Origin of the sequence: Bradyrhizobium stylosanthis, assembly GCF_001641335.1 — a bacterium.
In the GTDB taxonomy this organism is placed as follows: Bacteria; Pseudomonadota; Alphaproteobacteria; order Rhizobiales; family Xanthobacteraceae; genus Bradyrhizobium; species Bradyrhizobium stylosanthis.
The window spans coordinates 1217919-1232563 of the sequence record NZ_LVEM01000001.1 but is presented as its reverse complement, the minus strand read 5'-3'; the positions used below and the strand labels follow the sequence as shown (position 1 = coordinate 1232563).

Below are 14645 nucleotides of genomic sequence, written 5' to 3'. Positions count from 1 at the left end.
CTTGCCCAAGGCCGGCCGTGAAATCTTTACGATCATCCGGCACACTCGCTGGCCGAGGGTTTCGAGCATGAAGGCAGCACGACAACACGCCTGGACGTTATTCGCTGCCGCGCTGTCGACGTTGCTCGTCGCAGCGCCGGCGCAGGCGATCGTTTCGGCCGGAAGCACACCCACCGCCCTCCACAGCGAGGCAGATGGTGACGCCGAGGCCGATCGCCAAGCGGTGAGCCGCGAGATCGAACGATTCCGCTCGTCGTCGATCACGATCAGTCAGGCCATGGCCATCGCGGAAGCCCGCCATGCCGGCGCCACCACCGCCGATGTGAGTTTCGACGGCGCCTCGGGCGTGCCGGTCTACCGGGTGAAGACCCTGCACAACGACCGGATCTGGCGCCACACCATCAATGCCGCGACCGGCGAGCTCGTGGGCGGGGAAGCCGCCCTCCCCCTCGCCGAGCTCGACCACGACGATCGCAGCAATCTCGCAGCGCTCGGCGCGATCAGGCACCGCCTTGCCGATGCCGTGCGCGTCGCCGAGCGCGCAGCCTCGGGCAAGGCGATCAGCGGCGGCCTCGTGCGCGAGGGCGGCCGGCTCAGCTTCGCCATCGTCGTGATCAGCGGCGACGACCTCAAGGAAGTCATCCTGGAGCCGCCGGGCGCCCGCGCCAAATAACGGCGGGTCGCTCGCGGCCACATTCCCGCCGAAAAGCCATTGACGGGGGCCAGACTCTCCCGCATAAGGCGCACCATGTTCACGACCACCAAACGCACGACCAAAACCACCACGGCCCCAGGGGCCCGGGGAGGCGTGCGCGCGTAGGTCGTCGACTTAAACGCATCAGCTCTACCGAAGCCCCGCCCTCGATGGTCCGGGGCTTTTTTGTTGTCTCGAATTCAAATGCAATGGAGGACAAAGTGAGTAACGATCCCGTCGTCGCGATTGTCGGCGTCACCGGTGCGGTGGGCGCCGAATTCATCGCCACCATGGACAAGCGCGGCTTTCGCGTCGGCAAGCTCAAGGCACTGGCGAGCGCCCGCTCGGCCGGCAAGACGGTGTCGTTCCGCGGCCAGAACGTCGTCATCGAGGAACTGACCGAGCGCGCCTTCGAGGGCGTCGACATCGCCCTGTTCTCCGCCGGCGGCAGCATCTCCAGGAAGTTTGCGCCGATCGCGGTGAAGTCGGGCGCCGTCGTCGTCGACAACTCCTCCGCCTTCCGCATGGATCCGAACGTGCCGCTGGTGATCCCCGAGATCAACGCGAACCGCATCCGGGATCACAAGGGCATCATCGCCAACCCGAACTGCGCCGCGATCACCGCGCTGGTGCCGCTCTGGCCGATCCACCAGAAGAACCGCATCAAGCGCGTGATCATCTCGACCTACCAGGCAGCTTCCGGCGCCGGCGCCGCCGCGATGGACGAACTCGTGGAATCCACCCGCGCCAATCTCAACGGGCAGGTCTATACGCCCAAGGTGATGCCGCACCCCTACGCTTTCAATCTCTTCAACCACAACACCGCGGTCGATCCCGAGACCGGCTACAACGACGAAGAGACCAAGGTCATCAAGGAAACCCGCAAGATCTTCGAGGACGCGAACATCGCGATCGGCGTGACCTGCGTCCGCGTGCCTGTGCTGCGCGCGCATTGCGAGGCCATCACCTTCGAATGCGAGAAGCCGATCAATGAGGACCAGGTCCGCGCCATCATGGCGCAGGCGCCGGGCGTGAAGATCGTCGACGACCGCGTCAAGAACTACTTCCCGATGCCGATCGACGCCTCGGGCCAGGACGACGTCCTGGTCGGCCGCATCCGCAAGGACCTCAGCGATCCCTCCGGGCATTCGATCTCGATGTTCGTGGCGGCCGATCAGCTGCTCAAGGGCGCGGCGCTGAACGCGGTGCAGATCGCGGAGCTGCTGCCGCAGCGGGTGATGGCGTAGCGGAAGGTGCGTAGGGTGGGCAAAGGCGCGCAAGCGCCGTGCCCACCACTTCCGCCGTGCATTCAAGAAAGATGGTGGGCACGCTTCGCTTTGCCCACCCTACGGCAGTGTCGTAGCCCGCATGAGCGAAGCGACATGCGGGAATTCGCAAAGAAAGATCCCGGATATCTCTTCCCTCATCCGGGCTACGGTTCTGCCCTGAACAACAAGCACGCATCGCCATACGAGTAAAACCGATACCCGCTCGCAATCGCGTGGGCGTAGGCGGCCTGCATCGTCTCCAGCCCGGAAAACGCCGACACCAGCATGAACAGGGTCGACTTCGGCAAGTGGAAATTCGTCATCAGGATATCGACGGCGCGGAAGCGATAGCCGGGGGTGATGAAGATCGCGGTCTCGGCCGCGAACGGCTGGATCGTGCCGTCTTCGCTCGCCGCGCTTTCCAGCAGCCGCAATGACGTGGTGCCGACCGCGATGATACGGCCGCCGTTCTTCCGCGCGGTGTTGAGCGTCTCGGCCGTCTCGGCCGAGATGGTGCCCCACTCCGCATGCATCTTGTGGCCTTCGGTATCGTCCACCTTCACCGGCAGGAAGGTCCCTGCCCCGACATGCAGCGTGATGCGGTTGATGCCGACGCCGCGCGCGTGCAGCGCCTGCTCCAGCGCCGGCGTAAAATGCAGGCCGGCGGTGGGCGCCGCGACGGCCCCCTCGTTCGCCGCGAACATGGTCTGATAATCCGCGAGGTCCTGATCGTCGGGCGTGCGCTTGGAGGCGATGTAGGGCGGCAGCGGCGGGCTGCCGAGATCGGCGATGGCCTGGTCGAGCGCCGGCCCGTGGAACGAGAACGACAGCGTCACCTCGCCCTCGCTGCCCTTGGCCTCGACCTCGGCGTCGAGATGGCCGAGCAGGCAGACCTTGCCCTCGTTGCCGAAGCGGATGCGGTCGCCGGCAACCAGCTTCTTCGCGGGCTTGACCAGCGCCTGCCAGCGCGAGCCGTCGAGCCGCTTGATCAGCGTCGCTTCGATCTTCGGCTCGGTCTCGCGGCCGATGCGGCGGCCCTTCAACTGCGCCGCGATCACCTTGGTGTCGTTGACGACGAGCTGATCGCCCGCCTTCAGCCATTGCGCGAGATCAGCGATGGTCTGGTCGCGCAGCGCGCCGTTCTCCACGACCAGCATCCTGGCGGAGTCGCGCGGATGCGCCGGGCGCAACGCGATGCGCTCGGCGGGCAGGTCGAAATCGAAGAGGTCGGTGCGCATGTCGGGCTCAGCGCGACACAGTCATTCCTCATCCTGAGGAGCGCGGAACGCGCGTCTCGAAGGATGAAGGCCCCGCTGCTGCAGCTTGGCCTTCATGGTTCGAGACGGCGCTGCGCGCCGCCTCACCATGAGGGGATGGACTTATTCCTTGTCGGCCGCCATGCGCGCCTTGACGATCTTGTCGGGGTTCTGCACCGGCTCGCCGCGCTTGATCTTGTCGACGTTCTCCATGCCCTCGGTGACCTTGCCCCACACCGTGTACTGGTTGTCGAGGAAGCGGGCGTCGTCGAAGCAGATGAAGAACTGGCTGTCGCCGGAGTCGGGATTGGCGGCGCGGGCCATCGAGGTGGTGCCGCGCACATGCGGCTCCTTGTTGAACTCGGCCTTCAGCTTCTTGCCGGAGCCGCCGGTGCCGGTGCCGTGCGGGCAGCCGGTCTGCGCCATGAAGCCCTCGATCACGCGATGGAACACGATGCCGTCGTAGAAGCCCTCGCGGACCAGTTCCTTGATGCGCGCGACATGGCCGGGCGCGAGGTCGGGCCGCATCTCGATGGTGACGGGGCCCTGCGTGGTCTCGAGGATCAGGGTGTTTTCGGTGGCGCTCATGCTCGTCTCTCTTGCGTTGGAGGTGAAGTCTTGCGGTTACGGAACTGGATCGCGAAGGGACGCCCCGCCGCGGCGCCGGCCATTGTTTCGGTAAATGGCATCGGCGTGCAGCGTTGCAACGCTTCCATCACCGCGATCCGGTATTGCAGCCGGTCATTGTCGGAGGCCTCCGCGGATTCATAGCTAATCCTCGGATGGCCCAGAATGTCGCCGGACCGGTTAAAGCTCACGACGACGGTGATGTCGAGGGGGCGGGCCTTGGCCGGCGGCGGTGGCCTCCAGCAGCTGTGCAGACGCTGGAACAGGTCCTTGATGGTGTTGACCTGCCCGTCCTGGGCGGCCGCGCCCGACACGCCGGAGAGCAGCACCGCGGCAACCAGCAGAAGCTTGTCGCCACGGTACGCCATGGCCAATCCTATTTGATGTCGGAAGCGACCTGCACCTTCACCATCTTGTCGGGATCGGTGACGGTGCCGCTCGGCGAGCCCGCCGGGGCCTTCTTCAACTTGTCGACGACGTCCATGCCCTGCACGACCTCGCCGATCACGGTGTACTGGCCGTCGAGGCTGCCGCCGTCGGCGAACATGATGAAGAACTGCGAGTTGGCGGTGTCGACGCTGTCGCCGCGGCGAGCCATGCCGACGATGCCGCGCGCGAAATGCACCTTGGAGAATTCCTGCTTCAGGTTCGGATATTTCGAGCCGCCGGTGCCGTTGAATTTCTCGCCGTCGCCGGTCTGCGCCATGAAGCCGTCCATGACGCGATGGAACGGCACGTTGTTGTAATAGCCCTCGCGCGCGAGCGTCTTGAGGCGCTCGGCGTGCTGCGGCGCCAGATCGGTGCGCAGCTTGATGATGATGCGGCCCTTGGTGGTGTCGATGACCAGTGCGTTGGCCTTGTCCAGGTTTGCCGGCAGTTGCTGCGCCAGCGCCGGGGCCGCGCCCAACAGCGCGGCAAAGATCGTGGCAAGAATTGCGAGACGACGGATCATGAAAACTCCGGAGCTGATGAGATGAGAAAGCGCGCCTTTATCCGGCGAATTTGGCCTTGAGCAGGGTGGCAACGAGCGGCGGCACGAAGGTCGAGACATCTCCGCCCATCCCTGCGATCTGGCGCACCAAAGTGGCGGTGATCGGGCGGACCATGGGAGAGGCCGGCAGGAACACCGTGTGCACCTCGGGCGCCATGGCCTCGTTCATGCCGGCAAGCTGCATCTCGTAGTCGAGGTCGGTGCCGTCGCGCAGGCCGCGGATCATGATGGTCGCGCCAGCCTTGCGCGCCGCGGTCACCGACAGATCGTCGAAGGTCACGGCTTCGAGCGTGCAGCCGGCCTGGGCCGCCACCGGCCCGCAGACGTCGTGAAGCATCTTCAGCCGCTCCTCGGTCGAGAACAGCGGCTTCTTGCCGGGGTGGACGCCGATCGCGACCACAAGCTTGTCACACAGGGGGACGGCGTGCCGGACCACGTCCAGATGGCCGTTGGTGATGGGGTCGAAGGAACCCGGATAGAAGGCAATGCGCGGCATGGCCCCCTCCTACCGCGCCGGGCCCGGCCCGGCAAGCCGGACAGGTTCCTTGTCGGTCTTCTGCCGTCTTTCCTGCCCTATCCCGGAAATTACCCCGCCGGGAATGTCGGCCAGCCCGGCTTTGTTTCGTCCTCGGGGCAGCGACGAAACAAAACGGAGCGCGAACGAAACCATTTCCGGCGTCCGCGAAGACGTCCGGAAACTGGCCATGGTTACTAATCCGGCCAACGAAAGACGGGCCGCACACTGGGCGTAGGCGGCCGCATCACAGGGGACAGTCAATGATCAAGACGCTTTCGGCGATCGTACTCTCTGCGTGTGTTGCCGCAGCCCTCACCCTCCTGCCCGGCTTTGCACCGACCGTCGAGGCGAGCGTGCCGCAGGCGCTGGCCAAGAGCGACCGGCTCGATATCCGGAGCATCGGCCGTGACTGCTCCCAGCAGGCCTGGCCGAATTTCGAGGCGTCCTGCATGCGCCGCGCCGGCACCAAGGCCGACGTCCGCCAGGCCCGTCTCGTGACGGCCGACCGCACGCCGTAGCCGCCTCTGTCAGTTTCGCGTCAGCTAGGCCTCCCAAGATAAACACCATGGCTATTTGCGACGTCCCGTCGCAGACTGCGTCGTGCTCGCGCCCGTCGGAATGGCCCGCCGGGCGCGATCCCATCGGGGGGTTTGCCTTTGTCCAGTACGCCCGCAGTCGCCTCCGGACATCATCCTGATCCACTGCCGCTTGCCATGACCATGGGCGCCCTCGGGGTCGTCTATGGCGATATCGGCACCAGCCCTCTCTACGCCCTGAAGGAGGCCGCCAAAGCGGCGGCGCATGGCGGCACGCTAAGTCACGACGCTGTCCTGGGCGTTGCCTCGCTGATCCTCTGGGCGCTGCTGCTGATCATCTCGCTGAAATACGCCCTGCTGATCCTGCGCGCGGACAATCGCGGCGAAGGCGGCATCGTCGCCCTGCTGGCCCTGCTGCACGCCCGCAACGCCCAGCCCGGCACCTGGCGCGCGCATCTGCTCGTCGTCGGCCTCGTCGGCGCCGCCCTGCTCTATGGCGACGGCGCGATCACGCCCGCGATCTCGGTGCTGTCAGCCATCGAGGGCCTCAAGGTGGACGCGCCCTCGCTCGCGCCGGTCGTGGTGCCCGTCACGGTCGCCATCCTGATCGGGCTGTTCATGATGCAGAAGCAGGGCACCGGCTTCATCGGCCGCATCTTCGGACCGGTCATGCTGGCCTGGTTCGTCGTGCTGGCCGCGCTCGGCATCCACGGCATCGTCAAGGCACCGGCGGTGCTGGCCGCGCTCAGCCCGTTCTATGCCTTCGACTTCCTGATCCACCAGGACTTCCACATCTCCTTCGCCATCCTCGGCGCCGCCTTCCTCGCGGTGACCGGCGGCGAGGCCATGTATGCCGACATGGGCCATTTCGGCCGCATGCCGATCCGGCTCGCCTGGTTCGCGATCTGCCTGCCCGCGCTGGTGCTGAACTATTTCGGCCAGGCCGCGCTCCTGATCACCGATCCCACGATGATCGAGAATCCGTTCTTCCAGCTCTGCCCCGACGCCCTGCACTATCCGCTGGTCGCGTTCTCGGCGGTGGCGACCGTGATCGCCTCGCAGGCCATCATCTCCGGCGTGTTCTCGCTGACCCAGCAGTCGATCCAGCTCGGCTTCCTGCCGCGCATGCAGATCCGCCACACCACCAGCGATGCGATCGGCCAGATCTACGTGCCGCTGGTGAACTGGCTGCTCGCCGCGGCCACGCTGGGGGCGGTGCTCTCCTTCGGCACGTCGGACGCGCTCGCCGGCGCCTACGGCATCGCGGTGTCGCTGCTGATGGCGATCACCACGCTGCTCGCCGCCCTGGTCGCGATCCAGTGGGGCTATTCGCCCTGGCTCGTGGCCGCCGTGAACGGCTTCTTCTTCGTCATCGACCTGATCTTCTTCTCGGCCAATTCGGTGAAGCTGTTCGAGGGCGGCTGGTTTCCGCTCCTGCTCGCGGCCCTCGTGGCCTTCATGATGCTGACCTGGCGTGCCGGCGTGAAGCTGGTTGAAGCGGCACGCGCCCGGCTACGCCAGCCGGAAGAGGATTTGATCGAGACAGCGGTCAACAAGTGCAGCGCCAGGCTGCCCGGCACCGCCGTGTTCCTGGCCTCCGCGCCGCGCGGCGTGCCGCTCGCGCTGACCCAGTTCGTCAAGCACAACCGTGTGCTGCACGAGCGCATCATCCTCGTCACCGTGCTGATCGAGGAGGTGCCGCACGTCGCCGACGAAGCCCGCGCCGAGGTGCTCGAGATCATATCCGGCATCACCCGCGTGATCCTGCACTACGGCTTCATGCAGAACCCGACGATCTATGAGGGACTGACGCTCGCCTGCCGCCAGGGCAAGCTGCCCGGCATCGACCTCTCCGACATCACCTATTACGTCGGCCGCGAGACCATCATCCCGCGCGAGGACGTTCCGGGCATGTGGGTCTGGCGCGAAGGCCTGTTCGCCTTCCTCCAGCGCAACGCCGAACGCTCCGCCGCGTTCTTCGGCGTGCCGACCAAGCAGGTCGTGGAGTTCGGCACGGAGCTGGAGATCTAGCGTGAGCCCGTAGCCCGCATGAGCGGAGCGACATGCGGGGAGATGTGCCCCGGATATCGCTACGCTCATCCGGGCTACCGGCTACACGTCACTCCCCGCTTGCCTCTCCGTTCGCCCCATTGCCGCTCTCGGCCTCTTCCGTGATGTGCTCGACCGAGACGACATGCTCGTCCTCGGCGGTGTCGAACACGATCACGCCCTGGGTCGAGCGGCCGGCGATGCGGATGCCTTCGACCGGGCAGCGGATGAGCTGGCCCTTGTCGGTGACCAGCATGATCTGATCGGCATCCTCCACGGGGAAGGACGCGACCAGATTGCCGTTGCGGTTGTTGACGCTCATGGCGACGATGCCTTTGCCGCCGCGGCCGGTGGTGCGGTACTCGTAGGACGAGGTCCGCTTGCCATAGCCGTTGACGGAGACGGTCAGCACGATTTGCTCGGCCGCCGACATCTCGGCATAGCGCTCCTGGGTGAGCTGGAAGTTGCCAGAGGTCTCTTCCGCCTCGGTATCGACCGCAGGCTCCTCGGCCGCGGTATCGCCGGCCACCGCGCGGCGCATCTTCAGATAGGCCGAGCGCTCGTCGGACGTGGTCTCGACATGGCGCAAGATCGACATCGAGATGACCTTGTCACCGTCAAGCGAGATGCCTCGAACGCCCATCGAGGTTCGACCACCGAAGACCCGAACGCCGTGCTCCTTGATCTCGCCGTCCTTGTCGGGTCGGGGGTCGCTGACCCGGAAGCGGATGCACTGGCCGGCGGCCGTCGTCAGCAGCACGTCGTCGTGCTCGGTGCAGATCTGCACGTCGACGATCGCCTCGCCGTCGTCGAGCTTCATCGCGATGATGCCGGAGCGGCGGACGTCGACGAAGTCGGACAGCTTGTTGCGCCGGACGTTGCCGCCCGTGGTGGCGAACATCACGTCGAGCTGGCCCCAGGTCGATTCATCCTCGGGCAGCGGCATGATGGTGGTGATGCGCTCGCCCTGCTCCAGCGGCAGGATGTTGATCATGGCCTTGCCGCGCGCGTTCGGCGCGGCCATCGGCAGCCGCCAGACCTTCTCCTTGTAGACCTGGCCGCGCGACGAGAAGAACAACACCGGCGTGTGCGTGGAGGCCACGAATAGGCGTGAGACGAAGTCCTCGTCGCGGGTCTGCATGCCGGCACGGCCCTTGCCGCCGCGGCGCTGCGCCCGGTAGGCCGACAGCGGCACGCGCTTGACATAGCCGGCGTGCGACACGGTCACGACCATATCCTCGCGCTGGATCAGGTCCTCGTCCTCGACCTCGCCCTCCTGCTCGATGATCACGGTGCGGCGCGGCGTGGCGAACTCGGCCTTCACCTCGGCAAGCTCGGTCTTGATGATGTTGAGCACGCGTTCGCGCGAGCGCAGGATGTCGAGATAGTCGGCGATCTCGCCGGCGAGCTTGTCGAGCTCGTCGCGGATTTCGTCACGGCCGAGCGCGGTGAGGCGCTGCAGGCGCAGATCGAGAATGGCCCTCGCCTGCTCCATCGACAGCCGGATCGTGCCGTCCGGGCTGATGCGGTGGCGGGGGTCGTCGATCAGCGTCAGCATGTCCTCGACATCCCGGGCCGGCCAGTCGCGCGACATCAGGGTATCGCGGGCGGTGGTCGGGTCGGGCGAGGTTCGGATGACGCGGATCATCTCGTCGATATTGGCAACCGCGATCGCCAGACCCACCAAGATATGCGCGCGATCGCGCGCCTTGGCGAGCAGGTACTTGGTGCGCCGCGTGACGACCCGCTCACGGAAGTCGACGAAGATGGCGAGCAGGTCCTTCAGATGCATGATCCGCGGACGGCCGCTGTCGAGCGCCACCATGTTGACGCCAAAACTCGTCTGCAGCGGCGTAAACCTGTACAGCTGGTTCAGCACCACATCCGGCACGGCGTCACGTTTCAATTCGATGACGACCCGGTAGCCTTCGCGATCGGATTCATCGCGCAGGTCGCCGATGCCCTCGATCTTCTTTTCCTTCACCAGCTCGGCGATGCGCTCGACCATCGTCGCCTTGTTCACCTGGTAGGGAATCTCGGTGATGATGAGCGCCTCGCGCTCCTTGCGGATGGTCTCGATCGCGACCTTGCCGCGCATCACGATCGAGCCGCGGCCGAGGTGATAGGCGGAGCGAATGCCCTGCCGCCCGAGAATGACGCCACCGGTCGGGAAATCCGGTCCCGGCACGATGTTGATGAGTTCGTCGATGGTGAGCGCAGGGTTGTCGATCAGCGCGACGCAGGCGTCGATCACCTCGCCGAGATTGTGCGGCGGAATGTTGGTCGCCATGCCGACGGCGATGCCGCCGGCGCCGTTGACCAGAAGGTTCGGGAACTTGGCCGGCAAGACCGACGGTTCGGTCTCGTTGTTGTCGTAGTTCGGCTGGAAGTCGACGGTGTCCTTGTCGATGTCGGCCAGCAGAGCGAGCGCCACCTTCGTCAACCGCGCTTCGGTGTACCGATAGGCGGCCGGGGGATCGCCGTCGACCGAGCCAAAATTGCCCTGGCCGTCGATCAGCGGCACGCGCATCGAGAAGTCCTGCGCCATGCGGACCATGGCGTCGTAGATCGACTGGTCGCCGTGCGGGTGATACTTACCGATGACGTCACCGACCACGCGGGCGGATTTGACGTACTTCTTGTCCGGCGTGTGCCCCTGCTCGTTCATCGAGTAGAGGATGCGGCGATGCACCGGCTTCAGACCGTCGCGGGCATCAGGCAGCGCACGCGCCACGATCACGCTCATGGCGTAATCGAGATAGGACTTCTTCATTTCCTCGAAGATGGAAACGGGGCGAATGTCCGAGGGTTGCGCCGGCTGGTCGCCGGGCTTGTTGTCGTCGTCAGCCAAGGGGGAATCCGGTGAGTTTTTGTCTGGGAATCATATAGCGCATCGAACCCCTGATAACCACCCTTGCGGGGGTCTTGGAAGCGCTTTTTCCGACTGTTTTTCCAGAGACTTACGCCTATCCCGGCACCGCCTCGGACAAGGCCGGAACAAGCGGCGTGGAACCGCCCCTCAAGCCCCGAAAATCACCCGGTGCATGATGCGCCCGGGGACCAGCGTGAACAGGCCCGCCACGACCAGCGCGCCGGCAAAGATGAAGATCATCATCCGCCGGTGATCGGCGACGCGATGGGTATGGGCCCGCCACACCGCAAGCGGCAGGACCACGAGCGTGAAGATCGACAAGAGGTGGATCGGGCCGAACGGGCCGACCATGCGGATTCCGTGGATCCAGAACGAGGATGCGGCGACCACGACCATCAGGCCGACCCAGATCCAGCCGATCGTCCGGTGCGGCAGCGTGCCCTTGGGAGCGGCGAACTGGACGAGGCCGAGCACGAAGGCGGCCATGGCGGCAAAGGCATGCAGCGGGATCGCAGGGGCAGCCTCAAGCAACGGCGTAAGGCTCATGCAGGCTTCCCCAGATCGACGGATCGCACCATGTGAATAGGATTAACATAAAGTTAATACCATTCACATCGCAGTCCGTCAAAGCGTTGAGGCAGAACATGAGGCAAGGCCGGAAAGCCAAGCCTTACCCGTCAATTCGTAAGAAATCCTGTCGCTTTACGCGAGCGGCCAAACCAAGGGCAGCCATCGCGCCGACCCACCGAGCACCACCACTTACCAAGAGCGCGGTCGCCGAGCTCTCCCCGATCGTTTATCCAGAGCAGTGAAGTGACCAACGTCCTGTTTGTCTGCAGCGCCAATCGCCTCCGCACTGCGACGTCCCGTAGGATGTCAACTTCCAAGGTCTCCGACGTCAAGCCGTCAAGAGATCATCGGGGCCCTAGCCGCCCCCTCGGCTTCCGTTGCCGGGCCAGTCCTGTCGGTGCAGTCTACGCATGAGAGGCGTGTCGTCAGGGAGGTGGTTTATGAAGCGGAATCTCGCTTTCGGTCTCGTCGGCACTGTGTTTTTGACGTTCGGCCAAGTCCATGGGCAGACCGCCGACGGCGCCTCGGTGCCCGTCTCGCCGGACAATTTCGTCCGCGCCGAGACCGATCGCTACTTCGCGGTCGCCATCGAGCATGCAGGCGGCATCGGCAAGTTCCATCACGATCGGAATCACGCGCCAGTCGACAAGCAGATCGTCGTGCGCGGCAATCTCGATACCCTCTACTCGACCGGGGTTTGGGATCTCGACGCCGGACCGCTGACGGTCACGCTGCCCGATGCGGGCCGACGATTCCGCTCGTTGATCGTGATCTCCGAGGATCAGTATACGCCCGCGGTGCACTACAAGGCTGGCGATTACACCTTCACCCGCGAGCAGATCGGAACGCGCTACATCCTCCTGGGTATCCGCACGCTCGTCGACCCCAACGACCCGAAGGATGTCGCGGCCGCCCACGCGCTGCAGGACGCGACCAGGACCAGCCAGGCCAGTGTCGGGACGTTCGAGGTGCCGAACTGGGATCCGGTCAGCCAGAAGAAGGTGCGGGACGCGCTGGTGGTCCTCTACACCACCTTGCCCGATCAGAACCGCATGTTCGGCACGAAGGAGCAGGTGGACCCCGTCCGGCGCCTGATCGGCGCCGCCGGCGGTTGGGGCGGCAATCCCGAGCGTGAGGCGACCTATATGAACGTCACGCCGGCCCGGAACGACGGGACCACGGTCTACAAACTCGACGTCAAGGACGTGCCGGTCGACGGTTTCTGGCAGCGTCTACAACGCGGAGGGCTATTTTCAAGGCAATCCGTACGACGCCTACGTCGTCAACAATGTCACGGCGAGGAAGGCTGCGGACGGCTCGGTCGCCGTCCAGTTCGGCGGTTGCGACGGCAAGATACCCAATTGCCTGCCGACCGTCGCCGGCTGGAATTATCTGGTGCGCCTGTATCGCCCCCGTCCCGAGATTCTGGACGGCACATGGAAGTTTCCGGAAGCGGTGCCGGTCAACTGAGCCTGCGGTAGCTCATGGTCGGCTCCGTTTACCGCGCGACCACGTCGATCAGCAAACCCAACGCCGTCTCCCTCCGCTCCGCATGCGCGTCGCGTTCCAGCGCCGCAAGGTCTTGCCGGCGCCGACCATGACGGCCAGATCGGTCGCCCGCGATCGGAGCCCAAACCGTTGATCTGGATCAACGTCGCCCGAAGGCCAGTTTTGATGGTCCCATGTGCCGGGTGAATGTTCGCAGCCCCGGGGCCGTTGCCACAGGGAGGCGATCATGATGAGAGCGACCTTCACGGCACGAATATTGTTGTTCTGCGCCGCGTTTGTTTCGGCGCCGGCAATCGCGCAGACCGGACGTCACGACGCGCTGGCCTCCCTGCCCTTCACGCGAGGCTTCCTCTCGAAAGACGCGATCGCGACCCTTCGGGATGAACTCGCCTATCAGCGGGCCGTCCAGAGCTACATCTGGATGCTCCCGGTCCTGAACATGTACGGCATGAAGGAGGGCTCGGAGAAGGTCTTCGGCAAGGGCTACAACGTCCTGCCGATCTTCAAGGACCGCCTCAACGCCAAGACGCTGGTCACCACGCCGAACTCGGACGTCATCTACGCGATGGGCTACGTCGACCTCAAGGAGGACGGTCCCATCGTGATAGAAGTCCCGCCGGGCCTTCAGGGCATTCTCGACGACTTCTTCCAGAGACCGATCTGCTCGGTCGGCCAGATCGAGGGCCAGACCTGGTGTGGCGACGTCGGCCTGCCAGGTCCCGACAAGGGCAAGGGCGCGAAGTACCTCATCCTGCCGCCGGATCACCAGGGCGAAGCGCCCGCCGGCTATCTCACCTATCGGTCGCGCACCTACGGCGTATTCGTGTTCTGGCGGGGTTTCTTCCAGGACCCGAAGCAGCTCGCCGAACCGGTGCGGGTCATGGAGCAGACCCGGATCTACCCGCTCGGCAAGGAGGCAAACGCCAAGCCGATGCAGTTCCCCAACGCGTCGAAAACACCTGCCGACCTGCTCTACCCCGCCGACGGCGCCGCCTTCGAGATGATCGACCGCTTCGTCCAGCACGAATATGTCGACCCGCAGGACATGGAGATGCGCGGCATGCTGGCCGCGCTCGGCATCGTCAAGGGCGAGACGTTCCGCCCTGATGACAAGACGCGAGCGCTGCTCGACAAGGGCGCCAAGACGGCGTTCCGCATGATACACACCATGTCCTACGGGCCATCGTCGCTGGTCGCGAACGGCTACTGGTACCCGGACCGGAGGTGGGTCAACGTCTTCCCTGGCAACGCGACGTTCACCGCGGACACGTTCAACTACATCGACGCGCGCAGCGGCTTCTTCGACGTCGCCTATTCGGCGAGCCCCGGCATGGCGGCGAACATGGTCAACGTCGGTGCGAAGTACCCGGTCACCTTCGTCGACAAGGACGGCGATTTCCTGCAGGGCGGCGACAGCTACAGGCTGACCCTGCCGAAGAACATCCCGGCGCATCTGTTCTGGTCGGTCACCGTCTACGATGCCGTCACGGGATCCGGCCTCGACAACGGGCAGCCCTTTCCCTCGCTCAACACGATGGACAAGCCTCCGGCGAATCCCGACGGCACCACCGAAATCCATTTCGGTCCGACCTCGCCCGGCGACGGCAAGAACTGGCTGCGCACCAATCCCGGCCAGGGCTACTTCGTGATCCTCCGGCTCTACGGGCCGGAGCAAGCGTTCTTCGACAAGACCTGGAAACCCGGGGACATCGAAAAGCAGCGTTGACATTCACGATCGGCAGCGAGAGTCGGAGAG

Annotated in this window: 13 protein-coding genes; 6 read left to right on the top strand and 7 right to left on the bottom strand. The window is 65.1% G+C overall.

Annotated elements, in window-relative coordinates; all coding sequences use genetic code 11:
* Positions 1–67 precede the first annotated feature (67 nt).
* Together A7X65_RS06095 and A7X65_RS06090 are read left to right on the top strand one after the other, a co-directional pair.
* A complete protein-coding gene (locus A7X65_RS06095) occupies positions 68–673 on the top strand; it encodes a PepSY domain-containing protein (RefSeq protein WP_063683379.1) in 606 nt (201 codons plus the stop codon).
* Between the two features lie 230 nt (positions 674–903).
* Complete coding sequence (locus A7X65_RS06090; RefSeq protein ID WP_063683378.1) at positions 904–1941, top strand: aspartate-semialdehyde dehydrogenase; 1038 nt, start codon at positions 904–906, stop codon at positions 1939–1941.
* A gap of 185 nt (positions 1942–2126) precedes the next feature.
* On the opposite strand, the gene queA is transcribed toward A7X65_RS06090, so the two are convergent.
* The 5 genes from queA to coaD all read right to left on the bottom strand — a co-directional run bounded on the left by queA (position 2127) and on the right by coaD (position 5332).
* Entirely contained in the window at positions 2127–3200 is a 1074-nt protein-coding gene (gene queA, locus A7X65_RS06085) for a tRNA preQ1(34) S-adenosylmethionine ribosyltransferase-isomerase QueA (RefSeq protein WP_063683377.1), read from the bottom strand.
* A gap of 141 nt (positions 3201–3341) precedes the next feature.
* Positions 3342–3806 (bottom strand): peptidylprolyl isomerase, encoded by a 465-nt coding sequence (locus A7X65_RS06080; RefSeq protein ID WP_063683376.1) that lies wholly within the window; start codon positions 3804–3806, stop codon positions 3342–3344.
* A complete protein-coding gene (locus A7X65_RS06075; RefSeq protein WP_063684822.1) occupies positions 3803–4213 on the bottom strand; it encodes a hypothetical protein in 411 nt (136 codons plus the stop codon). Before A7X65_RS06075 ends, A7X65_RS06080 begins: the two co-directional genes overlap by 4 nt.
* A gap of 8 nt (positions 4214–4221) precedes the next feature.
* Positions 4222–4797, bottom strand: a complete 576-nt coding sequence (locus A7X65_RS06070; protein WP_063683375.1) for a peptidylprolyl isomerase — start codon at positions 4795–4797, stop codon at positions 4222–4224.
* Positions 4798–4834: 37 nt separating this feature from the next.
* On the bottom strand, positions 4835–5332 hold the full coding sequence (coaD, locus tag A7X65_RS06065; RefSeq protein ID WP_063683374.1) for a pantetheine-phosphate adenylyltransferase: 498 nt from the start codon (positions 5330–5332) through the stop codon (positions 4835–4837).
* Between the two features lie 281 nt (positions 5333–5613).
* On the opposite strand from coaD, the gene A7X65_RS06060 reads away from it, so the two are divergent.
* Both A7X65_RS06060 and A7X65_RS06055 read left to right on the top strand, forming a co-directional pair.
* Positions 5614–5871 (top strand): hypothetical protein, encoded by a 258-nt coding sequence (locus tag A7X65_RS06060; protein WP_063683373.1) that lies wholly within the window; start codon positions 5614–5616, stop codon positions 5869–5871.
* Positions 5872–6066: 195 nt separating this feature from the next.
* Positions 6067–7920, top strand: a complete 1854-nt coding sequence (locus A7X65_RS06055) for a potassium transporter Kup (RefSeq protein ID WP_063683372.1) — start codon at positions 6067–6069, stop codon at positions 7918–7920.
* Between the two features lie 88 nt (positions 7921–8008).
* Here A7X65_RS06055 and gyrA read toward each other — a convergent pair whose 3' ends face one another.
* Together gyrA and A7X65_RS06045 are read right to left on the bottom strand one after the other, a co-directional pair.
* Positions 8009–10789, bottom strand: coding sequence for a DNA gyrase subunit A (gene gyrA, locus A7X65_RS06050; protein WP_063683371.1), 2781 nt, complete (start codon positions 10787–10789; stop codon positions 8009–8011).
* A 168-nt stretch (positions 10790–10957) separates the two neighbouring features.
* The gene (locus A7X65_RS06045) at positions 10958–11356 is read right to left on the bottom strand and encodes a DUF2306 domain-containing protein (protein ID WP_063683370.1); all 399 of its coding nucleotides are present in this window, start codon (positions 11354–11356) and stop codon (positions 10958–10960) included.
* Between the two features lie 464 nt (positions 11357–11820).
* On the opposite strand from A7X65_RS06045, the gene A7X65_RS43800 reads away from it, so the two are divergent.
* Both A7X65_RS43800 and A7X65_RS06035 read left to right on the top strand, forming a co-directional pair.
* A complete protein-coding gene (locus tag A7X65_RS43800) occupies positions 11821–12861 on the top strand; it encodes a DUF1254 domain-containing protein (RefSeq protein ID WP_430642709.1) in 1041 nt (346 codons plus the stop codon).
* Positions 12862–13115: 254 nt separating this feature from the next.
* Positions 13116–14615 carry a DUF1254 domain-containing protein gene (locus A7X65_RS06035; protein ID WP_208608600.1) on the top strand — a complete coding sequence of 500 codons (1500 nt, stop codon included), beginning with the start codon at positions 13116–13118 and terminating at the stop codon, positions 14613–14615.
* Positions 14616–14645 lie beyond the last annotated feature (30 nt).